The 25289-nt window shown below is 35.1% G+C and carries 35 protein-coding genes, 1 pseudogene and 1 other annotated feature; of the genes and pseudogenes, 30 read left to right on the forward strand and 6 right to left on the reverse strand.

Annotated elements, in window-relative coordinates; genetic code table 11:
• Positions 1-34: 34 nt before the first annotated feature.
• From BK579_RS08955 to BK579_RS09010, 14 genes are all read left to right on the forward strand, one after another.
• The gene (locus BK579_RS08955; RefSeq protein WP_078544860.1) at positions 35-451 is read left to right on the forward strand and encodes a hypothetical protein; all 417 of its coding nucleotides are present in this window, start codon (positions 35-37) and stop codon (positions 449-451) included.
• 63 nt (positions 452-514) lie between these two features.
• A complete protein-coding gene (locus BK579_RS08960; protein ID WP_078544861.1) occupies positions 515-877 on the forward strand; it encodes a YciI family protein in 363 nt (120 codons plus the stop codon).
• 167 nt (positions 878-1044) lie between these two features.
• Positions 1045-1452, forward strand: coding sequence for a DUF4830 domain-containing protein (locus BK579_RS08965; RefSeq protein ID WP_169891106.1), 408 nt, complete (start codon positions 1045-1047; stop codon positions 1450-1452).
• Positions 1453-1473: 21 nt separating this feature from the next.
• Positions 1474-1803, forward strand: coding sequence for a hypothetical protein (locus BK579_RS08970; RefSeq protein WP_078544863.1), 330 nt, complete (start codon positions 1474-1476; stop codon positions 1801-1803).
• A 59-nt stretch (positions 1804-1862) separates the two neighbouring features.
• Positions 1863-2030: a hypothetical protein gene (locus tag BK579_RS26080; RefSeq protein ID WP_204524699.1), complete on the forward strand. Its 168-nt coding sequence runs from the start codon at positions 1863-1865 to the stop codon at positions 2028-2030.
• A gap of 101 nt (positions 2031-2131) precedes the next feature.
• Positions 2132-2296, forward strand: a complete 165-nt coding sequence (locus BK579_RS25570) for a hypothetical protein (RefSeq protein ID WP_169891107.1) — start codon at positions 2132-2134, stop codon at positions 2294-2296.
• A 102-nt stretch (positions 2297-2398) separates the two neighbouring features.
• Positions 2399-3238 carry a hypothetical protein gene (locus BK579_RS08975; protein ID WP_078544864.1) on the forward strand — a complete coding sequence of 280 codons (840 nt, stop codon included), beginning with the start codon at positions 2399-2401 and terminating at the stop codon, positions 3236-3238.
• A gap of 142 nt (positions 3239-3380) precedes the next feature.
• Positions 3381-3905 carry a CBO0543 family protein gene (locus BK579_RS08980; RefSeq protein ID WP_078544865.1) on the forward strand — a complete coding sequence of 175 codons (525 nt, stop codon included), beginning with the start codon at positions 3381-3383 and terminating at the stop codon, positions 3903-3905.
• Between the two features lie 358 nt (positions 3906-4263).
• Positions 4264-5052 carry a class I SAM-dependent DNA methyltransferase gene (locus BK579_RS08985; RefSeq protein ID WP_078544866.1) on the forward strand — a complete coding sequence of 263 codons (789 nt, stop codon included), beginning with the start codon at positions 4264-4266 and terminating at the stop codon, positions 5050-5052.
• A gap of 95 nt (positions 5053-5147) precedes the next feature.
• Positions 5148-5429 carry a hypothetical protein gene (locus BK579_RS08990; protein ID WP_078544867.1) on the forward strand — a complete coding sequence of 94 codons (282 nt, stop codon included), beginning with the start codon at positions 5148-5150 and terminating at the stop codon, positions 5427-5429.
• A gap of 168 nt (positions 5430-5597) precedes the next feature.
• A complete protein-coding gene (locus tag BK579_RS08995) occupies positions 5598-6899 on the forward strand; it encodes a DEAD/DEAH box helicase (RefSeq protein ID WP_204524700.1) in 1302 nt (433 codons plus the stop codon).
• A gap of 137 nt (positions 6900-7036) precedes the next feature.
• The gene (locus BK579_RS09000) at positions 7037-7549 is read left to right on the forward strand and encodes a MarR family winged helix-turn-helix transcriptional regulator (RefSeq protein WP_078550488.1); all 513 of its coding nucleotides are present in this window, start codon (positions 7037-7039) and stop codon (positions 7547-7549) included.
• A gap of 18 nt (positions 7550-7567) precedes the next feature.
• Positions 7568-7796, forward strand: a binding site (T-box leader).
• 41 nt (positions 7797-7837) lie between these two features.
• Positions 7838-9085, forward strand: coding sequence for a tyrosine--tRNA ligase (tyrS, locus tag BK579_RS09005; RefSeq protein ID WP_078544869.1), 1248 nt, complete (start codon positions 7838-7840; stop codon positions 9083-9085).
• Between the two features lie 331 nt (positions 9086-9416).
• Positions 9417-9647 (forward strand): hypothetical protein, encoded by a 231-nt coding sequence (locus BK579_RS09010; RefSeq protein WP_078544870.1) that lies wholly within the window; start codon positions 9417-9419, stop codon positions 9645-9647.
• 116 nt (positions 9648-9763) lie between these two features.
• On the opposite strand, the gene BK579_RS09015 is transcribed toward BK579_RS09010, so the two are convergent.
• On the reverse strand, positions 9764-10384 hold the full coding sequence (locus BK579_RS09015) for a TetR/AcrR family transcriptional regulator (protein WP_328589256.1): 621 nt from the start codon (positions 10382-10384) through the stop codon (positions 9764-9766).
• Between the two features lie 137 nt (positions 10385-10521).
• Between BK579_RS09015 and BK579_RS09020 the strand changes: the two genes are divergently transcribed.
• Together BK579_RS09020 and BK579_RS09025 are read left to right on the forward strand one after the other, a co-directional pair.
• On the forward strand, positions 10522-11430 hold the full coding sequence (locus tag BK579_RS09020) for an ABC transporter ATP-binding protein (RefSeq protein ID WP_078544872.1): 909 nt from the start codon (positions 10522-10524) through the stop codon (positions 11428-11430).
• Positions 11430-13031 (forward strand): ABC transporter permease, encoded by a 1602-nt coding sequence (locus BK579_RS09025; RefSeq protein WP_078544873.1) that lies wholly within the window; start codon positions 11430-11432, stop codon positions 13029-13031. The genes BK579_RS09020 and BK579_RS09025 overlap by 1 nt, the downstream gene beginning before the upstream one ends.
• Positions 13032-13614: 583 nt before the next feature.
• Here the strand turns inward: BK579_RS09025 and BK579_RS09030 are convergent.
• The 3 genes from BK579_RS09030 to BK579_RS09040 form a co-directional block, all read right to left on the reverse strand.
• Entirely contained in the window at positions 13615-14307 is a 693-nt protein-coding gene (locus tag BK579_RS09030) for a DUF421 domain-containing protein (protein ID WP_078544874.1), read from the reverse strand.
• Between the two features lie 221 nt (positions 14308-14528).
• The gene (locus BK579_RS09035; protein WP_078544875.1) at positions 14529-14651 is read right to left on the reverse strand and encodes a YjcZ family sporulation protein; all 123 of its coding nucleotides are present in this window, start codon (positions 14649-14651) and stop codon (positions 14529-14531) included.
• Between the two features lie 27 nt (positions 14652-14678).
• Positions 14679-14786, reverse strand: a complete 108-nt coding sequence (locus tag BK579_RS09040) for a YjcZ family sporulation protein (RefSeq protein ID WP_078544876.1) — start codon at positions 14784-14786, stop codon at positions 14679-14681.
• A 176-nt stretch (positions 14787-14962) separates the two neighbouring features.
• On the opposite strand from BK579_RS09040, the gene BK579_RS09045 reads away from it, so the two are divergent.
• A complete protein-coding gene (locus BK579_RS09045) occupies positions 14963-15238 on the forward strand; it encodes a hypothetical protein (protein WP_078544877.1) in 276 nt (91 codons plus the stop codon).
• A gap of 59 nt (positions 15239-15297) precedes the next feature.
• Positions 15298-15450, forward strand: coding sequence for a YjcZ family sporulation protein (locus BK579_RS09050; RefSeq protein WP_078544878.1), 153 nt, complete (start codon positions 15298-15300; stop codon positions 15448-15450).
• A 61-nt stretch (positions 15451-15511) separates the two neighbouring features.
• Here the strand turns inward: BK579_RS09050 and BK579_RS09055 are convergent, their stop codons facing one another.
• A complete protein-coding gene (locus BK579_RS09055) occupies positions 15512-15766 on the reverse strand; it encodes a stage VI sporulation protein F (RefSeq protein WP_078544879.1) in 255 nt (84 codons plus the stop codon).
• Between the two features lie 226 nt (positions 15767-15992).
• Here BK579_RS09055 and BK579_RS26360 point away from each other — a divergent pair, with 226 nt between their 5' ends.
• The 3 genes from BK579_RS26360 to BK579_RS09070 all read left to right on the forward strand — a co-directional run bounded on the left by BK579_RS26360 (position 15993) and on the right by BK579_RS09070 (position 16865).
• Positions 15993-16148 carry a hypothetical protein gene (locus tag BK579_RS26360; RefSeq protein ID WP_235848395.1) on the forward strand — a complete coding sequence of 52 codons (156 nt, stop codon included), beginning with the start codon at positions 15993-15995 and terminating at the stop codon, positions 16146-16148.
• Positions 16149-16599: 451 nt separating this feature from the next.
• Positions 16600-16704, forward strand: a complete 105-nt coding sequence (locus tag BK579_RS09065) for a YjcZ family sporulation protein (RefSeq protein ID WP_078544880.1) — start codon at positions 16600-16602, stop codon at positions 16702-16704.
• 47 nt (positions 16705-16751) lie between these two features.
• Positions 16752-16865 carry a YjcZ family sporulation protein gene (locus tag BK579_RS09070; RefSeq protein ID WP_078544881.1) on the forward strand — a complete coding sequence of 38 codons (114 nt, stop codon included), beginning with the start codon at positions 16752-16754 and terminating at the stop codon, positions 16863-16865.
• A gap of 274 nt (positions 16866-17139) precedes the next feature.
• Here the strand turns inward: BK579_RS09070 and BK579_RS09075 are convergent, their stop codons facing one another.
• A complete protein-coding gene (locus tag BK579_RS09075) occupies positions 17140-17730 on the reverse strand; it encodes a hypothetical protein (RefSeq protein WP_078544882.1) in 591 nt (196 codons plus the stop codon).
• Between the two features lie 341 nt (positions 17731-18071).
• On the opposite strand from BK579_RS09075, the gene BK579_RS09080 reads away from it, so the two are divergent.
• The 9 genes and pseudogenes from BK579_RS09080 to BK579_RS09120 all read left to right on the forward strand — a co-directional run bounded on the left by BK579_RS09080 (position 18072) and on the right by BK579_RS09120 (position 25235).
• On the forward strand, positions 18072-18482 hold the full coding sequence (locus BK579_RS09080; protein WP_078544883.1) for a hypothetical protein: 411 nt from the start codon (positions 18072-18074) through the stop codon (positions 18480-18482).
• A 285-nt stretch (positions 18483-18767) separates the two neighbouring features.
• Positions 18768-19079, forward strand: coding sequence for a hypothetical protein (locus BK579_RS09085; RefSeq protein WP_078544884.1), 312 nt, complete (start codon positions 18768-18770; stop codon positions 19077-19079).
• 828 nt (positions 19080-19907) lie between these two features.
• On the forward strand, positions 19908-20696 hold the full coding sequence (locus tag BK579_RS09095; protein WP_078544885.1) for a hypothetical protein: 789 nt from the start codon (positions 19908-19910) through the stop codon (positions 20694-20696).
• Positions 20697-20701: 5 nt separating this feature from the next.
• Positions 20702-21171 (forward strand): annotated as a pseudogene (locus tag BK579_RS09100) (hypothetical protein).
• Positions 21172-21318: 147 nt separating this feature from the next.
• Entirely contained in the window at positions 21319-21669 is a 351-nt protein-coding gene (locus BK579_RS09105; protein ID WP_078544886.1) for a DUF4181 domain-containing protein, read from the forward strand.
• A gap of 262 nt (positions 21670-21931) precedes the next feature.
• Complete coding sequence (locus tag BK579_RS25575) at positions 21932-22105, forward strand: hypothetical protein (RefSeq protein WP_169891109.1); 174 nt, start codon at positions 21932-21934, stop codon at positions 22103-22105.
• Positions 22106-22350: 245 nt separating this feature from the next.
• Positions 22351-22809 carry a UPF0158 family protein gene (locus BK579_RS09110; RefSeq protein WP_078544887.1) on the forward strand — a complete coding sequence of 153 codons (459 nt, stop codon included), beginning with the start codon at positions 22351-22353 and terminating at the stop codon, positions 22807-22809.
• 1318 nt (positions 22810-24127) lie between these two features.
• Positions 24128-24604: a hypothetical protein gene (locus BK579_RS09115; RefSeq protein ID WP_078544888.1), complete on the forward strand. Its 477-nt coding sequence runs from the start codon at positions 24128-24130 to the stop codon at positions 24602-24604.
• 67 nt (positions 24605-24671) lie between these two features.
• On the forward strand, positions 24672-25235 hold the full coding sequence (locus tag BK579_RS09120; protein WP_078544889.1) for a histidine phosphatase family protein: 564 nt from the start codon (positions 24672-24674) through the stop codon (positions 25233-25235).
• Positions 25236-25289 lie beyond the last annotated feature (54 nt).

Here is a 25289-nt window from a genome sequence, read left to right on the forward strand (position 1 = left end):
AATAAATTTTATGAATGAAATTAGGAGGACAAACATGAAAAAGCTTATAGGCTTGTTAATTGTATTAACTATTATTCTACTTTGTGTAACAAAATCAACGTATGTAGAAGGCTCTGAGTTATTTATTATTATAGGCTCATTGGCAGTCATCTCGATCATTTATAACCTGAAACACAATCGATTCAGTGTGATTTCAAGCCATTCAGCGGTAATCGGCTTTTTGTGTTTCTGGGTCTTTGGGTTAACGGATTTGATACTAGACCATTTTATCTACTTCCTTCCAACAGGAAATGAAGATGGCTCTCCTTTAACTTTAGGAATGAAAATGAACGAGTATAGTGATGATATGTTTGTTGCTAGTGTATTATTAATGCTATCGGTAGTAGTCATTTCTAATCTAGTATTATTTTTCCTTAAACTACCTAATAAAATTCGTAAGGTACCTTCTTAGGTGATTTAAAAGGTAGCCTATAATTAAGTGAAAAGGGAATTTTTCTAAAAAGGAGCAAATTTTATGCTTTTCATGATTATTGTCAAAGCCTCGAAGAATTCGGAAGCGGGAAATCTTCCGAGCCCAGAGCTTATGGAAGCAATGACGAAGTACAATGAGGAATTAGTGAAGGCTGGCGTGCAAGTTATGGCTAAAGGACTTTATCCAAGTTCAAATGGGATTCGCTTTTCTTATCCAAAACAAGGAGAAGAGCCGGTGGTCACGGATGGCCCATTTACGGAAACGAATGAATTAGTTGCTGGGTTCATTCTAATTGATGTGAAGTCGAGGGAAGAAGCAATGCAGTGGGCCATGCGGATGCCGGATCCACAGGGACATGGGGAAGGTCAAATTGAGCTGCGACAAGTATTTGAGTTTCCGGAGTAAACGAATAAACAGTAATGACTGTAGTTTGAGAGTTTCATTATTTATTGATAAAAAAGCGTAAATAGTTCTTACTGAGCTACCGAAGGCGTTGCTTTAAGTAGAGGTCATCGTTAACCTCTTTTTTTGGTCATCAATATATGAAACCATATATTTTAGGGGAGGACGTTATGAAAGGTAGAATAATTGTCATGTTAGTTATAGGATTATTCATTTCTGGTTGTGGTTCAGTTCGTCTTAATGAAGAACACGATCAATATTTATCTGACAAAGGATGGGAAATTAAAGAACTTACAGAAGAAAGAACCTATCTATTAGATATCCCCGATGAACTTTTAAGTAATTATGAAGCAAGTGGTATAACATTTTTAAATGAATATTTAGGGAAGGAAGTTACGACATACTCATACGAGTTAAAAGATAAAGATATTGAGGGAGAACGCTTAAAAGCATTTGTGTACGAAGTAGAAGGGGAAATTATCGGAGGCTATGGTGTGCTTCCAAGTTGGACTCCAGGTAGATTTAATTTGGATGATAAAGAACGTTTAGTTAATGAAGAAATGATTAAAAGTAAGTAACTCCATATATGGGAGGGGAAAATGAAAAATACTAATCTGGTTTTATTTGTACTTATATTATCTTTATATAGTATTCTTTTAAATGGATGTGACTCACCAGAGCCGACAAATAGTATTGATTTAATGGATGTAGAAAATGAAGTACTGATGCCTGATGAAATGCCTGGTGATTTTAACTTTTCGTTAAAATATGGAGTTGGTGCATTGAATGAAATAAACACATTCAAGAATTCTTATACAAAAGACTTGGTCGAAGACGGAACCATTACAACAGATTTGACATTTTCAAAAAACGAACTTCGAAACATCTATAGCGAAATGAAGAGACCATTCAACATATTACCTACATAGGGGAAGACGGGTCTTCTATCTCTTCCACTCCTTCTGCTGGTTACTATTTAGTCATCCAATTGAATGGAGAAGCCTATCAAGCATATTGGGTAAGTGAAATTTTCGATGAACAAATAAGAAACAAATTAGCTATATTTGTTCATCAGTTTTTGCATGATGAAATGATTGCGAAAAAGAAGGAATATAAAAAACTCCCAGAACCAACTGGAAGGTATGCTTTTTCGTAGAAGGATGTTGAACTCTTTGTTTAAGAATCCTTCTCTTTACACATAATTTAGAGATCTTATTTTTCGATTTTAACATTTTAATACGATAAGGAGGAACTCAATTGAGATGTGGATCAAAGTGCTTTCTTGTTGAGATGGAAGTAAATGGAGAAAAGAAATTGAAGTCGGTGACTGCGAGAACACCCGTTGACGCAAGAAAAACAATTCGATTGGAATACGGAGCCAAAGCTCAAATCTTAACCGTTAAAGAAGAGAAAAAATCCTAATTTTTTCGACACATGCTATTCATGAAAACTTTTACAACTCATATAAATTGCTTTAGTAAACAATGGATATAATAATGGGAAACTTAGTGGAAGTGGACGAATATGAGAAGTAATCGACATATTAATAAATACCCATATATTATACTAGGACTAATTCATCTCACCATGTTGGTTGTCACGATATATAAAAGTCCAAATAGGAAAAAAAGTGTGGTCCTTTTATTTAATTATGCTGGGTTTTCATACCTTTTTGAATATATAGTTGCTGTGCTTTGTGATGCATATGCATATAAACCTAATTTCTTAAAACAAAAAAATTTAGATAATATATTTGGCTCCATATGTTCTCAGTTATTTTATGTCCCGGTAACTGCATTATTTATTTCAGTTTTCAGTTTTGGATGGAAAGTGAAATTGATATTTAGCTTGTATTTTGCGTTAATTGAGAAGCTGTTTATACTGCTGGGTTCTTTTAAAAATCATTGGTGGAAAACAAGATACACATTTATTATCATTTTTCTATCATTTTTTATAAATGATCTATGGAACGAACAACTAACTAAAAAAAATCCTTTCATTTTGTTTATTTCTTTTTTTAATCTAATCCAAGTGACCTGGATGAATACAGTTTATATTTTGGCTGTATTAGGAAAAATACTTTATGGTATGCCACCTTATTTTAAGTGGGAAGAGCATTTTAAAGTTGCACCTTTTTTTGGTTTTCTAACTTCCTTTGTTTTAGCACGGTGGCTGAAAAAGGATGCGTTAAAAGCAAATTTAAAATCGTTTACCTTCATGCTTGTAAAAGATTTAGTTTTACTAAACATGCGTTTGTTAAAGACATTCAATATTGCTACCTTACCGATTATTTATATAATCATGATTACGAGTGCAAACAAATATAAGAAGTTGATTTATGAAGAAATAGATAAAGAATGTTAGCAAAGATCTTCTATTGGAAAAAGAGATAATCAAGAAACTAATAATAATAGGCTATTTAACAAACACTACACACAAAATTAATTCACTAGGTTAAGAAAACGGTTAACGATCATCCACTATTTTGAATAATGGAGAAGAATTTATGCATATTATCTTATCAGTTTTTGTGATTTTTATTGTGTGGAAGTGGGGAGATTGGCGTAATTGGCAAAAGTATCATGCAGTAATGCTTTATTTTGTTATGGGCAATTTATTATATAATTTCTTAACAGCTAACTACTTTTTGTGGAGGTTAGAAGCCGACTTTTTAAGCAATCTTACCTTAACAGAAATGTTATACACATTTATTATATTTCCTGGAACTGCCTTACTTTTTATTGGGAATTATCCAGAAGGGAAGGGTCTTAAAAGAGTGCTTCTTCATTATCTATTTTATATAGGATGGTATGCAGGGATAGAGTTAATTTTTTCACACACCGGTCATATTATCTATCAATTTGGTTGGACATATTGGTGGTCAGTTGGATTTGATCTTTTTATGTTTCCAATGTTACGTCTCTTTTACAAAAAGCCGCTTCTTGCTTATTTACTTTCAATTCCAATAGGTGTTTTCTTTATTTTGTGGTTTGATGTTCCTGTTCATTTGCCTGTTGAACAAAGGAAATAAGATATAGGACTGTTTACGGGTCATTACTTCTTGTTTGGTGCATCTAATTTCACTTGTCTCTGAATTTAAGTAAGAGAATTGACATCTTAATGCAAGTGAAAGAGGAGATCCACTTAGTTGTGATGATCTCTTCTTTTTATTGCTTAAACCTCTGTAGTGAGAGTTGTCACTTTGTTAGAATTTAAGCTAGATCTATATTTTTGTTGGATGTTCCCCCAAAAAAGTATATTGTGTAATTAAGATGTGTGTTAGATTTTGACGTCGAGGTTATATTCTTAAAACACCTTGTTTAAAACGTACGTATCCTCCTTCATTAAGCTTTATAAAAGATTATTTATAAATAGAGGTGTTAAAAGGGATGGGACATTCCAATGAGGAGAAAGTAGATAATTTGGAAGAATATGATGATCCTTCTTTGTATGATAAAAAAAATGGAGCTTACATAGCAGATGTTGAGTTTTTAGCTAAATATGCTTCTAAAACAGAAGGAATAATCATGGACTTAGCTTGTGGCACAGGTAGAGCGACCATTCCGTTAGCGAGAAAAGGATATCGTTTAATAGGAGTAGACCTTCATGAAGGTATGTTAAATGAAGCTAAAAAGAAAGCAGCTATTCAAGATCTGGAAATAAGATGGATCAACCAAGATTGTACTAGCTTTAACTTGTATGAAAAAAGCAATCTGATTTATTCTGTCGGAAATTCATTTCAACATTTTCTTACAAACGAAGCTCAAGATGGATTTTTGATGTCCGTATATAGACATTTAGATGATGGTGGTTTGTTCATATTCGGGACAAGATTTCCGAATGCTGAGGAATTGCTGCAGCCAAGCTCTGAAGAATACTGGAAAACTTATATAGATGATAAAACTCAACATAAAGTAGATGTGTACACGATTAGCCACTATGACACCTTAAATCAGGTTCAACATAACACGACCATTAGAAAGTTTAGAACTAACGATGATAATATAATTGATGAAATAAGAACAAACATAAGCTTAAGATATGTTTTTCCAAAAGAAATGGAACGTATTTTAGTTTCCCATGGATTTAAGATTGAAAATGTATTCAAGGATTGGAATGAAACGCCTATAACCGTTGATAGTAATCAAATGATCTATGTTTGCAAAAAAATGATGTGACTTTACTAGACCTAGTTATTGAGGATAGGTTAGTCCTAGAAATAGAGAGAATAAGTGCATCAAAGCCTTAAAGGATTAATTAAGGAGCTTATAATATGAATATCTACGTTTTATTTGTTATTTTGACTTTATTGCTCTTTTTAGCTGGATATGCTTTTTATGTTGCTTTTAAACAATATGAAGAAGATGATGATTTTACTGTGGGTATTAACACATTTACCTTTATAGAAGTAGTTTTTAGTATCTTATTGTTCATCTCAGAAAAATTTTTTCCGAAGAGATATCACATCGTCATCTTTAAATTTCTCTCCTTTTTATTCGGATTATTTCTAGTATGCTTAATTGTTTTATTTTGGGTGCTTTATCATGGGAGCTAACTTTTTTCTGTTGGTAAAAATAATTTATAAACATGTGTGGGGAACATTTTTTAAGCAACGTCCTCAAATACATCAATAATAATTCAAAACCCTCTGTATCATACTAATCAATATGCTATAGTTAATAAGCCTTTACTGGAACTATATAAGAAAAGAGACGTGATGATTTTGCCTGATTTTTTACAGCTAGGAATTCGAAAAGAAATTAACCATACATTAAAGTCACTAGGACTTGTGACGCCCACCCCCATACAAGAACGGACAATTCCATCTGTACTTGCAGGGAAGGATGTTATTGCACAAGCCCAAACGGGAACAGGAAAGACATTAGCATTTGTACTTCCAATTCTTGAGAAAATTGATGTGAGTAAACACGATGTTCAAGCATTGATTTTAACACCAACAAGAGAACTTGCTCAGCAGATTACAAAAGAAATAAAGAAAATGATAGAAAACGTAGAAGGCGTAAATGTGTTAGCTGTTTATGGTGGACAGGATGTTTCTCAACAATTAAAAAAGTTAAAGGGCGCCCAGCATATTGTTGTTGCGACACCTGGACGGTTGCTTGATCATATTCGGCGCGAAACCATTGACTTGTCAACTGTTGAGATGCTTGTGTTAGATGAAGCCGATCAAATGCTACATATGGGCTTTCTCCCGGAAGTAGATGACATCATTTATGAAACTCTTTCGACACGTCAAACGATGCTGTTTTCTGCGACACTTCCACAAGAAATTCGCTCTCTTGCCAAAAAATATATGGTTGACCCAGAGACAATTGAAGTCAAAGCAAAAAGAGTCACGGTTGAAGAAATCAAACAAGTTGTCGTTGAAACGACTGATCGAAGAAAGCAAGCAACATTGTTTCATTTGATTGAGGAGCACCGCCCTTTTCTCGGAATCATTTTTTGTCGTACAAAAATCCGTGCGAAAAAGCTTTATGACGCACTTGTTGCTAATCGGTATGAAGTCGACGAGTTACATGGTGATTTAACCCAAGCAAAACGTGAAAAAGCGATGAAACGATTCCGTGAAGCAAAGGTTCAATTTTTGGTTGCCACAGATGTAGCAGCAAGGGGGCTTGATGTTGAAGGTGTAACACATGTATTCAACTATGATATCCCACATGATGTTGAAAGCTATGTTCATCGAATTGGACGGACAGGGCGCGCTGGTGGTGAGGGTGTTGCTTTTACATTAGTAGCTCCTAAAGATCTTGATTTCTTACGAATGATTGAAAAAGGGATTAATCAGACATTGGAAAAACAAGTGATAAAAGGTGTTAGTATCCCTGATCGTGAAGATTATCAACAAGAAAGAAATGACCAAGTGAAAAAAGCCCGTCGTCCAGTCGGTCGGGGACCTGAGAAAAAAAATAGCGCAGATTCTTCTGGACGAAGAAAAACCGATGATGGCCGACCGAAAAGTAAGCCAGGTGCTTCATCACGGGGCAGAAGAACGTCTCGATAAACGATCATTAAAAGAGAGAGAGAAGTGATTTCAAACACTCTCTCTTCTCAAGTTAAATTATTTATTGCAATCTGTATATTTTTTTGTTACTATCGTTTCATAGCTAACGGTTTTGACAATTCGAAGGGGTGATTCATATTCATTCATTTAATGAGGACGGCGAACTACTTCCTGAAGAAATCGATACAATTAATAAGTTAACGAATCTCCCAATTGAATCATTAGACTTAGATGCAATTGCAGTCGCGACCAATTTGTATCGAGTGGCACAGGGCCTCAGAAACAAAATGGAGCAAGACGTTTTATCAGAATATGGGTTGTCTTGGACGGCTTTTTCGATGCTATATGATTTATGGATTTGGGAGGCTGTGGAAACAAAAAAGTTAGCAGAGTCTGCCGGTGTTTCAAAAGCGACAGTCAGTAATATAACGAAAACGCTTGAAAAGAAAGAGTTATGTTATCGAAAGACTGATCCCAGAGATCGAAGAATGACCTTTGTTGCATTAACAGATAAAGGAAAGAAAGTGATGGAGATTCTTTATCCACGATTTCATAAAGGTGAAGTAGAAATTGTTACTGGTTTGTCTGTACAAGAACAAAAGAGTATATCTTCTTTACTAAGAAAGGTTATTCGAGACAACCAGTTTTGATCTTACAATATAATAGTTTTAAATGCTATGAGAGGAATTTTAGTAGTCGTTATCTCCCTGTAACAGAGAGTCGATGGTTGGTGCGAATCGACACAAAGATAACACGAATTACACTCCTTGAGCTTTCTTTGCGCATATTGATGTAAATCTGTAGCAAAGAACGGACGAGCCGTTATTCGTTTGAGTGGAAGGATGATATCCTTCAATAAGGGTGGTACCGCGTGTAACAGTTAACCACGTCCCTTTTTTAGGGATGTGGTTTTTTATATTTTTTTAGGAGGAATACAGATGTCTAATTTTATTGAAAAATTAACTGAAGATCAACGAATTGATGTAAAGCGACAAATGATGATTTACAGCCAAGGTGTTCAGGAAATCATCCCTGCAGAAGAATTAGAACAAAAAATTGCAAGGTCAATTTTAGAGAATAAGCCATTGAAAATTAAATTAGGATTAGATCCTTCCGCTCCAGATGTACATCTTGGTCATACGGTCGTTTTGAACAAAATGAGGCAGTTTCAGGAGAATGGTCATATCATTCAAATTATTATTGGTGATTTTACTGGGAAAATTGGAGATCCAACTGGAAAGTCTGTGGCTAGAAAACAGTTAACCGATGAAGAAGTGAAGCATAATGCGAAAACATACTTCGAACAGTTTGCAAAGGTCATTGATATGGAGAAAGTGGAATTGCATTATAACTCTGCGTGGTTATCAAAGTTAAACTTTGAAGATGTCATTCAACTGGCCGGAAAAATTACTGTAGCAAGATTGTTAGAAAGAGATGATTTTGAAGAACGAATTGCGTTTGGTAAGCCTATTTCATTGCATGAATTCTTTTACCCATTAATGCAAGGCTATGATTCCGTGATGTTAGAGTGTGATATTGAGCTTGGTGGAACAGATCAGCATTTCAACATCTTAATGGGTAGACATTTCCAAGAAAAGTTCGGGAAAGAAAAGCAAGTCGCTTTGTTAATGCCTTTATTAGAGGGACTTGATGGCGTTGAAAAAATGTCAAAATCAAAGAAAAACTACATTGGTATTGATGAAAGTCCACAAGAAATGTACGGAAAGGCGATGTCCATCCCAGATGAGCTAATGGGTAAATACTTTGACCTAATTACAGACTTGTCTCCTGAACAGAAACAAACACTTAAAGTTCAAATTGATACAGGTGAATTACATCCTAGAGATGCCAAAATGCTGCTTGGAAAGACTATTGTGAGAATGTACCATGGAACTGAGGAAGCAGATAAGGCTGAACAACATTTTGTCGCGGTCTTTCAACAAGGATCATTGCCGGATGACATTCCAGTCGTTGAATGGACAGGAAATACACAAGTATTAGTTATCGATTTACTCGTAGATCTTAAGCTATTAAGCTCTAAAAGTGAAGCCCGTCGAATGATTGAAAATAGAGGGGTGAAGATCAACGAAACGAAAGTAGAAGATGTGAAGGGACAAGTGACTATTAGCGATGGGTTGATTATACAGGTTGGTAAGCGTAAGTTTATAAAAATTAAAGCAACATAAACCTTATAATGAGGTGGTTTACAAACCTAGATTAAGCTCAGGAAACACAAAGAAAAGAGAGGACATCAGCTTACGTTGAGTTCCTCTCTTTTTGATTACGAAACAGCATTTCTATAATACATAAGAGTATCCCGAATAGAGAGAGATGAGTGTTGAGTACCCAAGTCTCTTATGCTGTGCTAAAACGAAACGATCCACGTAAATAGTCAATTTGTTTTATCAGAAATGTGGGTGTTTATGGTAAAATATTACTGTGTGGGAAAAAGTTTGGGAAAAGATTTAATGATTTTCAGTTCTTACTACCATTTTTAACAGTTAGAAGGTGAGCGATTTGAAACTTGACTTCAATAAAAAACATGTCCAAAGAAAATACCAAGAGGTAATACGAAGGAAAAGGGTTAACCAAAGAAGCAGGAATAATGAAATATTCATTTCAATCACGTTTCTTGCCATTCTTTTGATCATATTTGTGTTTTTTACTGATACCTTCAATGAGCTATTTCCACCTGCACTACCAAACAACACAGATCCAACGATTATTAGGATAGAAAAAATTGATTGATATTATTATTCGTTAATAAAGAATGGACAGGCCATGATTTTGTCATTACATGTCCTTTTACAGGCCGTACATATAAAAAAGCCGTAGTTTTTTACAATACGACTTTCTCCCACTTACTATTCATTTGTTGGCTTTTTTAACAGCCCATAAAAAAAGAGCCGTGACAAATCTTCACTTAATTTTGTATTTTTGCTGCTATCATTGTAAAATCTTAAATCCTTTTTGGCATTTTGCAATATATTTAAGTAAACCATAATTGCTTCTGTTGAAACTTCTGGGTCTACATAGCCTGAATTTTTTCCTTCTTCAAAAAACTCGATGAAGTATCTCATTCTGTCTTTCAAAAAATCTTGAATAAACTGCTCTAACTCAGGTTGGCTTTCAAGCATTTTGTTCAGAAAGTCTGGATTCATTCCACTAGCACTGGAGGTATCTAAAATCAATTTCTCTACTTTTTCAGGGAAGCTTAGATGATCCGATTGTAGTGTTTTAATGCTATTATTCCATTCTTTTTCAAGAAACGTTTGAATCACACTTTTAACCAATTCATCCTTGGTTCCAAAATGATTATAGATAGTCACTGGAGATACTTTCGCTTTCTTGGCGATCTCAGCAAGGCTCACTTTTTCAATGCCATAGTCTTTAAATAGCTCCAAGGAAACCTTTCGTATTTGTTCCTTTTTCTTCTCAGTTCGTAATTGATACCCGTCCAATCTTCTCACCTCTTTCTTTATCATAAAATATGTTTTGAATAAGTTCAAACAATTTTATTCAAAACATATTGACGAAGAGTTATTCTTTATTATATATTATGAATGAATTGTAACTTTTTTATTCATTTCACTCATTTATTTAGTTTTAGCTAAAGGAGAGAATGGCTATTATACAGGTGAAAGATTTAACAAAAAATTATGGGAAAGTGCAAGTGTTAAACAAAATCAATCTTGAGTTAAAACAAGGTGAAGTCTTAGGATTCATTGGTCCTAATGGTGCAGGGAAGTCAACAACCATTAAAGTGTTATTAGGGATATTAAAGGCAACCAAGGGACAGGTAACGATTTTTGGTAAAGATGCTTGGAATGATGCGGTTGAAATTCATCAAAAAATTGCGTATGTTCCCGGTGATGTGAATTTATGGCCTAATTTAACTGGTGGAGAAGTGATTGATTTATTTTTAGGGCTAAATAAAAACGCTGATAAAAATAAGCGCGATATATTCATTAAGAAATTTGATTTAGATCCAACCAAAAAATGTAGAACATATTCGAAGGGAAACCGGCAGAAGGTTGCTTTAGTTGCTGCCTTTTCATCAGATGCAGACTTGTTTATCCTTGATGAACCAACATCTGGGCTTGATCCTTTGATGGAACAAATTTTTCAAGAATGTGTATTTGATGTGAAGAGACAAGGAAAAAGTGTTCTGCTGTCTAGTCATATTTTATCAGAGGTAGAAAAGCTGTGTGATCGAGTAAGTATTATTCGTCAAGGAGAAATCATCGAATCTGGTTCATTGCAAGAGCTACGTCATCTCACTCGAACACAAATTCTAGTAGAAACAAAAGAGCCATTAGTAGGTCTTGAACAACTGCAAGGGATTTATGAAATTCAAAGAAATAAACAGAGTTTGTCATTTCAAATTGATACTGAAAAAATGGATTCTGTGATCAAACATATTAGTCAATTTGGTATCACAAGGTTAGAAAGCTCAGCACCTACACTAGAGGATTTATTTATGCGTCATTATGGAGAAGGAAAGGACCGAAACGAGGGAGGTAGAAGCTAATGGCAAACAACTTAGTCGCCAAAACTGCTTACCTTTCTAGAGTTATTCTTCGTCTTGACCGATTTCGGATTTCGTTATGGATCATTGGTTTAACTTTTTTCACGGTAATTGTTCCTATTTCTTTTACTGAGTTGTATGGTTCTCAAACTGAAAGAGATGTGATGGCGCAAACGATGGCTAACCCTGCCATGACGGCAATGATTGGTCCAGGTGCGTTAGAACATTATACGATCGGGGCGATGACATCACATCAAATGTTACTCATGACGGCTGCAGTTGTTGGATTAATGAGTATTTTGCTAGTTAGTCGTCACACAAGAGCGGACGAAGAAGAAGGGCGTCTTGAGATGATTCGGTCGCTACCAACAGGAAGACTTTCATATTTACATTCAACACTTGTTGTAATGACTGCTACATTTGTTGTGTTAGCCTTAATCAATGGTTTTGGGCTTTACGCACTTGGTATTGAAAGCATGGACTTAGAAGGATCATTGCTATATGGAGTCGCATTAGGAGCAACGGGTTTGTTTTTTACAGGCGTAACAGCGGTTTTTGCTCAAGCTTCGGAAAGCTCTCGTGGAACGATCGGGTATTCGATTGCAGTGCTTTTAGTTTCTTATTTAGTTCGAGCGATTACGGATGTAAGTAATGAATCGCTATCATGGATTTCTCCATTAGGTTGGGTAACAAAGGCAGAGGTTTACTCTGAAAACAATTGGTATCCTATTCTTTTAATGGTTGCTGCTTCTATTCTTCTTTATGCGTTTGCTTACTTCTTGAACGCCATTCGTGACTTAGGTAGTGGCTTTTTACCTGCTAGAGCTGGTCGGAAAAATGCTTCACGCTTCTTACAGAATCCAATCGGGCTAGCGTTAAGATTGCAACAGACGGGAATCATTGCATGGGCAATTGGCATGTTTGTGTTAGGGGCTTCGTATGGGTCTGTATTAGGAGATCTCGAGTCCTTTATTTCTGATAATGAAATGATGAAACAGATGCTTCAGCCAGAAGCTGGGTTTACAATCACAGAGCAATTTATTCCAATGTTAATGGTTGTCATGTCCATATTAGCGACCATTCCACCTGTGATGGCAATCAATAAGCTTCGAGCTGAAGAGAAAAAGGAGCGGGTAGTTCACCTACTAGCTAGAGCCGTTTCACGAACAAAGTTGTTAGGAAGTTATCTATTAATCGCTGTACTTAATGGCTTTGTGATGATTTCACTAGCAGCGATTGGATTATGGTCGGCAGGGAATGCTTCGATTGAAGAAGGAATCTCTTTTACTATGATCTTTAAAGCAGCGCTTTCTTATTACCCGGCGATGCTCGTTATGATTAGTTTAAGTGTCTTCTTAATTGGGTTCTTTCCAAGAATCACAAGCTTTGTTTGGCTTTATATCGTGTATTCATTCATGGTCGTGTACTTCGGTGGATTGTTTCAAATTTCTGAAGTGATCAGTGGATTGTCACCATTTGGTCATGTGCCGCAAGCACCGGTTGAAGAGTTTTCGGTTGTTCCATTACTTTTATTAACACTTGTCGCGATGGTTCTTACCCTATTAGGTAGAATTGGATTTAATAAGAGGGATATAGAAAGTTAATAGATTGATGATGAGGTGTGTGACAAACCTTATTGCGCAGCATCCGTGATGGGGTGTTGCTTTTTTCCTATAAAGTAACTTATTTTCATTTGGGTAAAAATGGAGTAGAATGGACTTGTAGGAACGTCTGTTCTTATTTATTAGCACAGTCGTTGATACTTCTAAGTTAATTATAGACATGTAATTTATAGGATAAGGTAGCACTGACCATAATGGACTTTTTTTAAGCATTGCTATTCATCTTAGTTGATTTTTCGTGTAGGTGTAGGACTCATAAGCTGAGAAATTCCCGCTAATGTATCTAGTGGGTGCTTAAGAAGCAGATATAGAGGGAAAAATTCCCGTTAACTCCACTAAAATATGACTAAATCTAAAAATTAGGTTCATATAAGTGGAGAATCTCCCGTTATTTTTAGGGGAATGTTGATATTTCCCAATTTAAGTGGAATTTTTCCCTTTAAATTCAACCTCAGTGGGATGAATATTAACCTAAGTTTTCGTGCAAGAAGCATGGTGGAGAAATGCACTCTTTGTATGATAAAGGAATAAATGGCTTAGGAGTACAAATTATCGGATTATCACCTTACAGAGATTCATGATCCTCTCTAAAATCGATATAAATTAAATCATTTTGATCAATTTGAGCAACAAACACATTTTTTAAATCAGTTATTCCAAAGGAAAGTAGAGTTTGTTCAAGCCAATTTTTGTCTTTTTTGAGCGACTTTAAGGTATTTTCTAGAATTTGTCCATCGATAATAAACGTTTGTGGGATTCCCCGCGCTGGAGTGTTTATTTGTAATTCCTGTTTAGTAGGTGGCAACTGCGTGATCTTTTTTAAAGCTGAAACAGTTCCATCTGTTTCGAAAAAAGCCATATCCACTTGATCTAAATAAAAGATATTTTTCTTGCGTAATTGAAATAATAATTCATCAACGGTTAGACGAGCTTTTCCCATACCTTCTTCAAAAATTTTGCCATTTTTAATGACCAAAGTAGGTTCATCGTTTAAAATTTTTCTTCCCTTAAACGATTTTAGAGCAATAAGATCAATGAATAAAGTAAGCGCTCCAAATAACACTAAACCATACAAACCAACAGTTTTAGGGACATTTTTACTTAACATTAACGCTCCTGCAATGGATCCTAGCGTAATGCCGGCTACAAAATCAAAGAAAGTCATTTGTGAGATTAACTTCTTCCCTAAGATTCTTGTCACAAGATAGAGAACAATAAAAATCGTTAAACACCTAATTGTTATTTCTGTAAAACTCATAAGCTCAATCACCCTATTTGTTTTTTAACTTTAGTATCTGCATTAGAGCGAAAAAGAATACAAAAGGGTTCATTTATATTTATAACCAAGGCAAACATGTTAAGTATTTTTTAGATTGCAAGCCAATTTGAATAACCAGGTTGGGATTGTTTTAGGTGAACAAACTCTTTAAAAAGTAAAAAAAATAGAAGGCCGTAGTTGACCTTCTACTCTCCTTTTTATTAGCACCAAGCTGCTCCTACAATGATAAGTAGGATAAATAGAACAACAATTAATACGAATGAATTATTAGTTGTTCCATATGATGCAACTGGTGCTGTGTAACCGTAGCCACACCAAGACATATTTTTCACTCCTTTATCTTTTGGTTTTTAGTATCCATATCCTCCTGTATAGGAAGTTCCTACAATAATAAGTAGGATAAATAAAACAACAATTAGCGCAAAACCTGCACCATATCCATAACCGCCACCGCTCATAACAACACCTCCAATCAGCCTTGATACGTTATCTTATGTAACACTTCTCAATAAGGTAAGGGTTCATGTCCTATGTGATTCGTACAATTTTCCATGATTGTCTTGGTGCACTTGTCCCCTGCGTTTTCCTAGTTGAATCATACACTATGGTATAGCGATACTGGGAGGTGGAAAAGATGTCAGTTCAACATTACCATGGATTATGCCAAAGATATCGCGGCCGTGCTGTAAAAATCACAACTCGTGATGGAAGAATTCAAAGAGGGATTATTCAGCATGTTGATCATCAAAATGTATATATTAAATCATTCGGTGGGACTGGAGCTACTCGTCACTTAGGTGGCTTTGGATATGGATTTTATGGCTATGGTGGTTATGGATACGGAGGATATGGGACTGGGGTTGCTCTTGGAGCGATAACGGCACTTGCCTTACTTCCGTTCTTCTGGTAAAAGAGTCCAATCATTCTTCTTAAACTTTCATAGGATATAAAGAGAAAACAGGAGGTGATATGATGAGTGGAGTAGCAGGATATGCAGGCGCAGGCTTTGCATTAATTGTTGTCCTTTTCATTCTGTTAATCATTGTTGGCGCTAGCGGATTTACAACTGGTGGAGCAGGTTATGGATATGGAGCCGGTGCAGGATATGGTTATGGCTATTAAGAGCCCATGGGTTTAGTTCATATAAGGGAAGCAGCATAAGCTGCTTCTTTTTGTTTTTTCTTTACTTCTTCTTATTCATCATTTTAGAGATCGTTTGAGGATCAATATTTTTCTTTTGCTTCACTAAAATATCTACAATCTTATCTTCTACTTGTTTAGGAACCTTCTTACCGGTCATTCGTGATAATTTCTGGGTTAATTCTCTTATTGTGGTTTCGTCTTGCAAATCAGCATTCTTTAAAGACTGAACTAGCTTCATAAGTTCTTCCATTTTTATTCCTGTCTTATTTTCAACTCCTTTAAACATGTCAGGCATTTTCTCGCCTCCTTCTATCCTTTGGATAGCTTATGAATAAAGAAAAAGATGTGCTTGGACTTGGTAAAATACCCAGTCGATTTTTTCTTAATAGACATAAGATGGTTAGAGACAGAAGTTTGATATGAAAGGAGTGTCAATATTGCCTTGCTTTCCGGGTTATCGATACTGAGGACCAAATTGTAGTGGGCCGGGGGCTCCAACTAACCAATTAGATGCTATCTGCATGCGTCATGATGCATGTTATCAGAAATTTGGTCATAATCCGATTTGTGATGAAAGGTTTTTAAGACAATTAGAGCCTATCATAAATAGTCCAACGAAGATGGGAAGAGATGCGAGAATTATGTATAAGGCCATCCAACTTAAGCGTCTAATGTAGACTAATAGAGGACAAGCGCCTTTTTTATACAATCTAGTAATCAGTCCTATCAAACTAGCTTTACCATCATATAGTAAAGTAAGCCGACCATATCCAGCCTGTAAAAGCACTTCAACTCATAACATCTCACAGAAAAGGAAGCCATTGTGCTTCCTTTTCTTATGTCAGTCGAAGGAGAAAAGTCACAACCCTTAATTTATATAATTAAGAAGGTGGAGAATGGGCCAGTGGCTTGGCACAGGTTATGACTATGACCGTAACAACTCAAACAGCAGCTTTATACTACTAGTCGTATTGTTCTTCTAGTAAAAAATGTTGGAACCAAACTATCCAATAGTAGAAGAGAGCCATTAAGACAAACGCCTTTTTTAAAGAAAACAAGACAGATGCCTTGTCCTCTATGAAACTTTTTTCATAGGATATAACAAACCTAATAAAGGAGGTGGAATCGATGAGTACATGGGGTAACAACTCTAATAGCTTCACACTATTAGTCGTATTATTTGTTCTGTTGATTATCGTTGGTTCTAACTATCCAATTGCTCAAGGTTATTAAATGTAACGCATAATTCATGATAAATCATTTTAAAAGGAGGTGATTTTATGAGTTACGGAGGTTTTGGTGGAGGTATGTCAAATAGCTTCACACTTTTAGTTGTCTTGTTCATTCTACTAATCATCGTCGGTAACAACTACCCAATTGGTGGTGGGTACTAATACAGAATTTAATGGCTACATCATTTGATGTAGCCATTTTGTGTGAATTAGAATAATAGCTAAATTTCGAATCTGCTAGTTCATAGAATTAAGAATTAACTATTAATTCAAGGATACTTTTATTTTTTGAGGAAATAATACAAGAGTTGGAAAAAGGTTGGAGAAGGAGTGTTTCTATTGGAGATTCAAGAGCAAAAAGTAAAAATAGGAAATTTTAACTTGTTTTATCGAAGTTAAACAATAATAAAGTATTGTAGATTCTTTTTTTTTAGATTTATTTTTCATAAAAAAAAATAGCCAACTTTTTAAATGTTCTAACAAGAAATATGAAAATTTTCACCCATAACCAACTATAAATTAAAGAAAAGATTGTAATCATTAAGAGGATGTTAAGATCAATAGTTGAAGCAATGGAAGGACCTAATATTGGAAATTGGATGATCGCGAGAATAAAGAATATGCCAAGCGTCAGTGAAATGCCCGAAAAGAGAACCACACCAAGAGTCTTTTTGAAAAGAAGAAAAGCAACCCCTAAGCTTAGCCCAAGTAATCCAGTGGTAAAAGGAAATGCAAATAATTCACTTGGTTGAATAATAGCAATTAGAACTGAGGCTACCACATAACTTAAGAAACCCATATGGATGGACAAAGTAGTAGAGAGGATAATTGGCAAAGTACTAAGAGCGCTAATTATCAAAAACACTCCGCCTAACATTCCCGTAGACTGAAGAATCGTTGCAAATGATGCAAGTATTCCTCCATAAACAACACGTCGCGTTTGATTGACATTTACCCCAATTAAGTTTTTTATCACCTTAAGATCTGTATGTAATACACGTTTTAATGTGCTTTTTAAATTTACCATTGTTAAAAAATATTCAACTCCTTTACAAAACTTTCAAATTACAAGGAAATATTACCAATTAATGGAAAGAACCTTGCCGTGGTAAAAATTCATAAGAATTTTAAATACAGATGTCTTGTCTATGAGGCTAAGATAAAGAGAAGGTGGATTAAATGAGAAGGTTTTGTGACGGTTACTAGATATCGATTCTATTTCTAGAGGGATGCATAAGATATTGTAGGTTTTTTGTGTGATTTCTAATTGAGCTGAAAATAACAATCGTTCTTTTTGCGTCTATCTTTGGACAAATACCGTTCCGCTTATAAAATTACCACGTACTCTGTAACAAAGGAGTGATTTGGATGGGAGATTTAATTAAATGGGAATGCTTTGAACAATATAGAAAAGCAAAAAAGGCAAAAGAAAAAGGCCCTTCCATTGATGAATTAACAAAAGGTTGGAATGATAACGTTTTACCCCAACTAAAACATAGAAAGTTAGATCCAATATTACATGAAATGAAAGAAGCAAGCTTTAATTATTTCAAGTGCTTAAAAGAATATGATTATGTTTTAAATCACTATCAACGCATGATGGATGAGATTTACCAGCAAGAATCATACCAACGTCTAAACCAAGCTTTGCCGAGAAATGAATTAAGAGATCCTCATCATTTTAAGAAGTTACCTCTTATTACCCATGAACACATTAGATATTTTCGAAGTCATAAAGACATTCCGAGGGATGTTTTAGAGAATGAATCGACCGAGTAAGTTAATATAGTATATGCCGGTTGGATGATGCAGGTGTCATCCACCATACATAAATTCTTTAACTTTTTTTATAGACGGGCACGAAATTTAAAATTTGAAACTTTTTTTAGGGTAATTCGTAAGCTAACTAATAGTCTAATATAGAGAAAGATGAATTATAATATTTCTTGATGCCATTGAGTTAGAGAAAAACACATATAATTGTTATTTAGTTCTTTTCGAGACAGTTTCATTTCATTGATTAAATGAAGAAGAGTAGTAGCTATATAGGAGGGTTAATATTATATGAAAAAACTACTTTTATTCGCAACAATCTTAGTCTCAATCATCTTATTCTTTATGTTTTATAGAAATGATGAACCAGTTGAAATTATTCGTGAAGTTAGAGATGATATTGTTGAAGATATAAAGGTTATTGATCAACTTGAAACAGCAGAAGGAATCATGATTTATTCAGTGGGTGAATCAAATAATGGGGAAAACTATATGTACTCTGTCGACTTAGTAAAAAACTCCCTTACTGGATATAAGTGGTTGGGTGGTGGAGGACATGTTAATACAGATGTTCCACTTAACAAACAGTTTACCCTTTCGTAAAATTGCTAAATGAGGATCAGAATATAAATCCAACTTTATTCGGTGTCATTAAGGACCTAAGTATCAAACATATTGCTGTTAGTATCCAGAGTGGGACTATCGAAGCGGATTATATGAAGCTAGAAATGGTGAGCTGTTCTATGTGATTCCATTTAATAACGGTGTTGCTAACGCTAATTACTTCCAGATCACGATTACTTTTGATGACAACTCAAGTGTTACTCACGTTTTTGCAAATAATGAAGAGATTTCTAAGTTGCAAGAAGGAAGGGTATTTTATCTTAGTGAGAAAGAATTTAAGTAGAAGTAACATGTTTAATATAAAAAGGGGAGCATTTTATTTTATATTATAACTGTAGTATTTTTTATCTATATATAAGTTTTAGCTGGAGGAATATATTTTGCAATGGACTACTAAAAACAAGAAAACTCTATTGGTTGTAATAATTATAAGTTTAATAATTGCTGTTCTGCTTGATTTTAAATATGAAGGATTAATCTTTCAGCTTTTGCCTAAGTCAATGCAATCATATTTAACCAATATTTTATAAGTATGTAAAATAATCATAAACAAGGTACTTTTGAAAAGCATTTAGAAAAAACAAAGCAATATCATCAAAGAATAAACCCTTATATTAGCCGATTGATTTTTATATAATCAGTCGGCTTTTTAACGTCAGTAATAACTAATCTGTCTCTCTGTGATATCAATATAATGTTAATGTATTACTTTGAAGGTTGAACATAAGGGGCAAGTTCCAAAAGAAGGTATAAAATTGGAATTTTGATGGAAACTAGTGAAAATTAGTGTTTTAGGTGGCAACTTTGATGAATAACTATACTAACGATAATACGGCTAGACGGTACAAGGCGCATGTCAGTGCGCTTGGAACAACACAGATTCATCTGAGAAATCCCTATATTGTTGCTTGGTGGAGTGCAGCTTTTCCAGGCTTTGGACATTTGCTGTTATCAAAATATATACGAGGTTATTTGTTATTTATTTGGGAAGTGGTCGTTAATTACTTTGCCAATATAAACTTAGCCATGGTTTATTCATTTCAAGGAAAAATAGAAATGGCCAAGGATATATTAGATACACGCTGGCTTCTTATTTATATACCTGTATACCTGTTTGCCATATGGGATAGCTATCGAACCACAGTAGATATGAATAAAGTTTACATACTGGCAGAGCGAGAAAATCACCGTTTTAATTCTTTTGTTATATCTCCAATAGAAATTAACTATTTAGATAAGAGAGAACCAGCTTTGGCTTTAATATGGTCGTTGTTTATGCCAGGTCTAGGACTACTCTATATACATAGAATTTTAACAGCAGCTTTTGTTGTGGTTTGGGCTGTTATCTTTTTTTATCTCTCTCATGGACTTGAAGCAGTGACTTTTTTATTTTTTGGGGAAATCCAAAGAGCAACAGATGTGCTAGATCCAGAATGGCTTTTATTTTTCCCCTCACTCTACGGTTTTGCTACGTTTGACTCTTATACAGCAACTGTCGAAAATAACAAACTCTATGAAAAAGAACAAAGAAAATATTTAGCAGAACATTATCAAAATGCTAAATTTCAAATACTGAGAGGACAAAAAGTTACATGAATAGGATGCAACTCTTTTCTACATTTGAAAATAATACATTTTTAGAGATAGCAATAACAATGCTAGAGAAAAACGGAATTAAACAAGAAAATATATTTGCAGTTCCACTTGATAATCGACAAGAGGAACGCAAATATTTGATACACTTCATCGTTCAGACGGTACAACCTTTATTGATATAGGTATAGCCCTTGCAGCAGCTTTTGCTGTAATCGGAGCTAGTGTCGGTTTCGAACTAGCTTGGGGTCCGATTTACTGGGGCCTGATTGGTGCATTTGTAGGATTTGTTCTTGGGTTTGCGATACGTCTTTATACTGAGTTGGTTTTAAAAAAGAAAAAAAGAAAGTTAAAAGGAAAACATTCAGAAGTGATTCTTATTATTGATTGTGAGGAGACACAATCAGAACTCATAGAAAATATCCTTTGGGCTCATTTTGCACTGGGTGTTGCAAAGATTTCTAGAACTATGGTGTGAATGATTAGCCGAAAGACTATATAATGTCTTTCGGCTTTTTAGCTTAATAATCTGATTAAGTAAACTAAGAAGGAATAAGGTTTGGTCATGTGGAATCTTATATTTATTGAGTAGCAATTAATATGAATTATATGAAAAGGAGACATTATGGGGCTAGTAGTCTTGATATCTATTGGAGTGATTTGGTATTTCTTTATAGATAGAGTCATTCATCAAAAGTTTAAAGTACCTAAAAGAGGCTGGTCATGGTATAAACATGACAATAAAACATATGCTATATTTTTTTATCTAGTCTTTACAGCATGTATGCTAATTCCATTTGTTTTCCCAGATGCTAACCTATTTCTCCTATTTCCATTCGTTGGTACCTTCATGAACTTATTTTTTTGTATTGAAAAATATATCTATAAAAAAGATGAAAAACTCTATATTATTTATTTATCTGATGCTCTTTTTTGGTTTGTTTTAGGAATTGCGGCATATATTTCTTTCAGTTAGGACTTCGATACCCAACCGACTTAATCTTCTTGATCAATAATGTAATGATTAAAAGGAAGTGATTTACTTGATTACTACACTCACTTCAGTTTTTGGTTTTTTATTTTGCATAACAATAGTGGTTGGTCTTTTTATATTGCTCCGAATAGCAATAAATCGTCGCTCTTAAATAATTGATAGAGCAAGATTTCTTATAAAGTGTACGAAGAATATATTACAAGGATATTATCGCGCATCTTAACTATAGGTAGGAGAATTTTCGATGGACTTAAATGGCCAAAATAGATTTAGATGGTGTAGATCATGTGGGAAAACAATTTCAAGAAGATCACCAATATGCCCGAATTGCGGATATAAGGCTCCTAGTGGTGTTGGAGTTGTTATTGCAATTTTAGTCGTGATTTTAGTGGTCGTAGCAATTCCTTACATGTTGTGAGTGTTTACGTTTCAGGGAAGGTAGGGCTATTCTTCAGTTGAGGAATAGCTTTTTATAATATTGTAATATTTTAGGGGCATTCAGACTCTAAGACTATCTCTTAACCGCTTTTATTACATTGTTTAAAAGTTGGATTAATGGTAAATAACTTCAATATACAAGAATTTTTCAAGAAAATTGCTTGTTTCTTTTAATGAAGGATATTAGATACTAAACTAGCTTATTAGATAGGAGAAAGTTTTTATATGAAGATCAAACTTGAGAAGATAGTAGATGAATTGGAAATGCAATTTGATGAGTCACATTCCTTTCTAAATCTTAAAACTGGTGAAGTAGTAGGTGTAACATCAGGTGACTTAAGAGCTGCTGAGGATGAAGAACCATATGAGCATTTGCCCGAATGGCAACAAGAGAATAGAGTGGTAGCTAATGATATTATTGAGAACTTTGAGGATTATGTTGAGTTACCGACTGAAGAGGATATAAATGATTACGACATCATGGAAGACTTTTGCCTCACGGTAGTTGATGACACAAGACAGGAAGCATTATTTGTTGCAATCAGAGGAAGAGGTGCCTTTCGGAGATTTAAGGATCTGATCATAGATTTCAATATCGAGGATCAGTGGTACCTTTTTCGTGCTGAGCGATTGAAAGAAATTGCGATACAATGGTGCGAAGATAACGATATAGCATATGAATAGAATGCGCATGATGAGATAGTGCAATAGGTGGTCAGTCTGACAACTGTCATAATGAATGATGTGGGGTTTGACCGAACCTAAGGTAACTTCAGACAGGTTTAGCAAGAAATGAAGTCAAGCTGTCCGAACCCAAGGTGACTTCAGACAGCTTTAGCGAGAAATGAAGTCAAGCTGTCCGAACCCAAGGTGACTTCAGACAGCTTTAGCGAGAAAGCGATAAAAGCTGTCCGAACCCAAGGCAACTTCAGACAGGTTTAGCAAGAAATGAAGTCAAGCTGTCCGAACCCAGGGCAACTTCGGACAACTTTAGCAAGAAATGAAGTCAAGCTGTCCGAACCCAGGGCAACTTCGGACAACTTTAGCAAGAAATGAAGTCAAGCTGTCCGAACCCAAGGCAACTTCAGACAGCTTTAGCGAGAAAGCGATAAAAGCTGTCCGAACCCAAGGCAACTTCAGACAGCTTTAGCGAGAAAGCGAGAAAAGCTGTCCGAACCCAAGGCAACTTCAGACAGGGTTAGCGAGAAATGAAGTCAAGCTGTCCGAACCCAGGGCAACTTCGGACAACTTTAGCAAGAAATGAAGACAAGCTGTCCGAACCCAGGGCAACTTCGGACAACTTTAGCAAGAAATGAAGACAAGCTGTCCGAACCCAGGGCAACTTCGGACAACTTTAGCAAGAAATGAAGACAAGCTGTCCGAACCCAGGGCAACTTCGGACAACTTTAGCAAGAAATGAAGACAAGCTGTCCGAACCCAGGGCAACTTCAGACAGATTTAGCGAGAAAGCGATAAAAGCTGTCCGAACCCAAGGCAACTTCAGACAGGTTTAGCAAGAAATGAAGTCAAGCTGTCCGAACCCAAGGTGACTTCAGACAGCTTTAGCGAGAAATGAAGTCAAGCTGTCCGAACCCAAGGCAACTTCAGACAGGTTTAGCAAGAAATGAAGTCAAGCTGTCCGAACCCAAGGTGACTTCAGACAGCCTTAGCGAGAAATGAAGTCAAGCTGTCCGAACCCAGGGCAACTTCAGACAGATTTAGCGAGAAAGCGATAAAAGCTGTCCGAATACTTATTTATATAATATAAAGCGATATACGAAATAGAAAATCCTAGAAATGTATACTCAAAAATGGTAGCTTCCCCAAAATTCACCCTTGGATATATAAATTACAGATTTATATTATATGGTTAAAGGTATTATAGGTTTATTTATCGAAATAAAGAAAAATTAATTAAAAAGATTTAGGTATGTCTAATCTTGTTATTTTAGATTAAAGCCATTAATTGCAGAAAGCTTGGTGTCCAAAGGGAGGGGAATCTTTGCTAAAAAGAATAGGAATTATTTTAGCTGTATGTAGTTTAGTAGTTTTACTATCTTTAACTGCTAGATACATTTATATTAAAAGTCTTTATACAGCCCCCGTTAAAGTTGTTGATGAGTTAGTAGAAGAAGCAATCAATGATGAAAGAAAAAGTGTACACATTGTTAGTGAATCCGATTGGACACTACTCTCTAGAAGCTCTATATACAGGCTCATAAGAGATCCAATCGATTGGGTGGATTTGAAGAGCTTTATTCAACAGTGTGAAGCTCCGACTTATTCATTATTATATGAAAATGGTAAAGCTACAACTGAAGTAATGAATAAGCATTATAAAAACAAACATCGAACGATAGGGATTGCCTGTGTAAAATACGATAAAGAAAATGGTCAACAGATAGGTATGAAAAATATTAACCTATTATTAGAACATATCCATGGTTCTTGGAAGGTTGTGGGTAAGTCTAGTGGATAGAGTAACCGAGTGACTAACTTTAGTTCAATTCTAATTAAGAAAAAGCTTAAAAGTAGGTGTTACCAAAATGACAAACTTATATTTTGTAAGACATGCGCACTCTACATATACACCTGATGAATTAAGAAGACCTTTATCTGAAAAAGGTTTTTTTGATGCAACCAAAGCTACTGAACTATTAAAGAGTGAAGAAATTGATATAGTTGTTTCTAGTCCATATGCAAGAGCAGTTCAAACAGTCGAAGGCATTACCGAATACATAGGAAAAGAGATTGAAATCATTGAAGGCTTTAAAGAACGCGTGTTAACTACCGTTCCTGCCGAAGATTTTAATTTTGCGATTACAAAGGTATGGGAGGATTACAACTTCTCCTGGGAGGGTGGCGAGTCCAATTACGTCGCTCAAGATCGAGGGGTAAAGTCGACTTATCAACTACTAGAGAAACACCAGGGGAAAAATGTTGTGATCGGTACACATGGAAATATGATGGTTTTAATCATGAATTTCTTTGATCACCACTATAATTTTTCGTTTTGGAAAAATCTTGATATGCCAGATATTTATAAGCTATCGTTTAATGATAGAGAGTTAAGAAGTGTTGAGCGGTTGTGGAAAAGAACTTCAGACTAGTTGTCCATGTGGTATGACTAGGTTCAGTTGAGATTGGTTTGGAATTGGCTTTCT

The organism is Litchfieldia alkalitelluris, from assembly GCF_002019645.1.
GTDB lineage: Bacteria > Bacillota > Bacilli > Bacillales > Bacillaceae_L > Litchfieldia > Litchfieldia alkalitelluris.

Excerpts from the sequence above, each read along its gene's own strand:
- tyrS (WP_078544869.1), top strand. The coding sequence starts at position 7,838 with ATGTCTAATTTTATTGAAAAATTAACTGAAGATCAACGAATTGATGTA.
- BK579_RS09050 (WP_078544878.1), top strand. The coding sequence starts at position 15,298 with ATGATGAGTGGAGTAGCAGGATATGCAGGCGCAGGCTTTGCATTAATT.
- BK579_RS08985 (WP_078544866.1), top strand. The coding sequence starts at position 4,264 with ATGGGACATTCCAATGAGGAGAAAGTAGATAATTTGGAAGAATATGAT.
- BK579_RS09070 (WP_078544881.1), top strand. The coding sequence starts at position 16,752 with ATGAGTTACGGAGGTTTTGGTGGAGGTATGTCAAATAGCTTCACACTT.
- BK579_RS09110 (WP_078544887.1), top strand. The coding sequence starts at position 22,351 with ATGAAGATCAAACTTGAGAAGATAGTAGATGAATTGGAAATGCAATTT.
- BK579_RS09080 (WP_078544883.1), top strand. The coding sequence starts at position 18,072 with ATGGGAGATTTAATTAAATGGGAATGCTTTGAACAATATAGAAAAGCA.
- BK579_RS09075 (WP_078544882.1), bottom strand. The coding sequence starts at position 17,730 with ATGGTAAATTTAAAAAGCACATTAAAACGTGTATTACATACAGATCTT.
- BK579_RS08965 (WP_169891106.1), top strand. The coding sequence starts at position 1,045 with ATGAAAGGTAGAATAATTGTCATGTTAGTTATAGGATTATTCATTTCT.
- BK579_RS09120 (WP_078544889.1), top strand. The coding sequence starts at position 24,672 with ATGACAAACTTATATTTTGTAAGACATGCGCACTCTACATATACACCT.
- BK579_RS08955 (WP_078544860.1), top strand. The coding sequence starts at position 35 with ATGAAAAAGCTTATAGGCTTGTTAATTGTATTAACTATTATTCTACTT.
- BK579_RS09040 (WP_078544876.1), bottom strand. The coding sequence starts at position 14,786 with ATGAGCGGTGGCGGTTATGGATATGGTGCAGGTTTTGCGCTAATTGTT.
- BK579_RS09085 (WP_078544884.1), top strand. The coding sequence starts at position 18,768 with ATGAAAAAACTACTTTTATTCGCAACAATCTTAGTCTCAATCATCTTA.
- BK579_RS08980 (WP_078544865.1), top strand. The coding sequence starts at position 3,381 with ATGCATATTATCTTATCAGTTTTTGTGATTTTTATTGTGTGGAAGTGG.
- BK579_RS09015 (WP_328589256.1), bottom strand. The coding sequence starts at position 10,384 with ATGATAAAGAAAGAGGTGAGAAGATTGGACGGGTATCAATTACGAACT.
- BK579_RS09065 (WP_078544880.1), top strand. The coding sequence starts at position 16,600 with ATGAGTACATGGGGTAACAACTCTAATAGCTTCACACTATTAGTCGTA.
- BK579_RS09045 (WP_078544877.1), top strand. The coding sequence starts at position 14,963 with ATGTCAGTTCAACATTACCATGGATTATGCCAAAGATATCGCGGCCGT.
- BK579_RS08990 (WP_078544867.1), top strand. The coding sequence starts at position 5,148 with ATGAATATCTACGTTTTATTTGTTATTTTGACTTTATTGCTCTTTTTA.
- BK579_RS09020 (WP_078544872.1), top strand. The coding sequence starts at position 10,522 with ATGGCTATTATACAGGTGAAAGATTTAACAAAAAATTATGGGAAAGTG.
- BK579_RS09030 (WP_078544874.1), bottom strand. The coding sequence starts at position 14,307 with ATGAGTTTTACAGAAATAACAATTAGGTGTTTAACGATTTTTATTGTT.
- BK579_RS09055 (WP_078544879.1), bottom strand. The coding sequence starts at position 15,766 with ATGCCTGACATGTTTAAAGGAGTTGAAAATAAGACAGGAATAAAAATG.
- BK579_RS08960 (WP_078544861.1), top strand. The coding sequence starts at position 515 with ATGCTTTTCATGATTATTGTCAAAGCCTCGAAGAATTCGGAAGCGGGA.
- BK579_RS09105 (WP_078544886.1), top strand. The coding sequence starts at position 21,319 with ATGGGGCTAGTAGTCTTGATATCTATTGGAGTGATTTGGTATTTCTTT.
- BK579_RS09035 (WP_078544875.1), bottom strand. The coding sequence starts at position 14,651 with ATGTCTTGGTGTGGCTACGGTTACACAGCACCAGTTGCATCATATGGA.
- BK579_RS09095 (WP_078544885.1), top strand. The coding sequence starts at position 19,908 with ATGAATAACTATACTAACGATAATACGGCTAGACGGTACAAGGCGCAT.
- BK579_RS09025 (WP_078544873.1), top strand. The coding sequence starts at position 11,430 with ATGGCAAACAACTTAGTCGCCAAAACTGCTTACCTTTCTAGAGTTATT.
- BK579_RS08975 (WP_078544864.1), top strand. The coding sequence starts at position 2,399 with ATGAGAAGTAATCGACATATTAATAAATACCCATATATTATACTAGGA.
- BK579_RS25575 (WP_169891109.1), top strand. The coding sequence starts at position 21,932 with ATGGACTTAAATGGCCAAAATAGATTTAGATGGTGTAGATCATGTGGG.
- BK579_RS26360 (WP_235848395.1), top strand. The coding sequence starts at position 15,993 with ATGCGTCATGATGCATGTTATCAGAAATTTGGTCATAATCCGATTTGT.
- BK579_RS08970 (WP_078544863.1), top strand. The coding sequence starts at position 1,474 with ATGAAAAATACTAATCTGGTTTTATTTGTACTTATATTATCTTTATAT.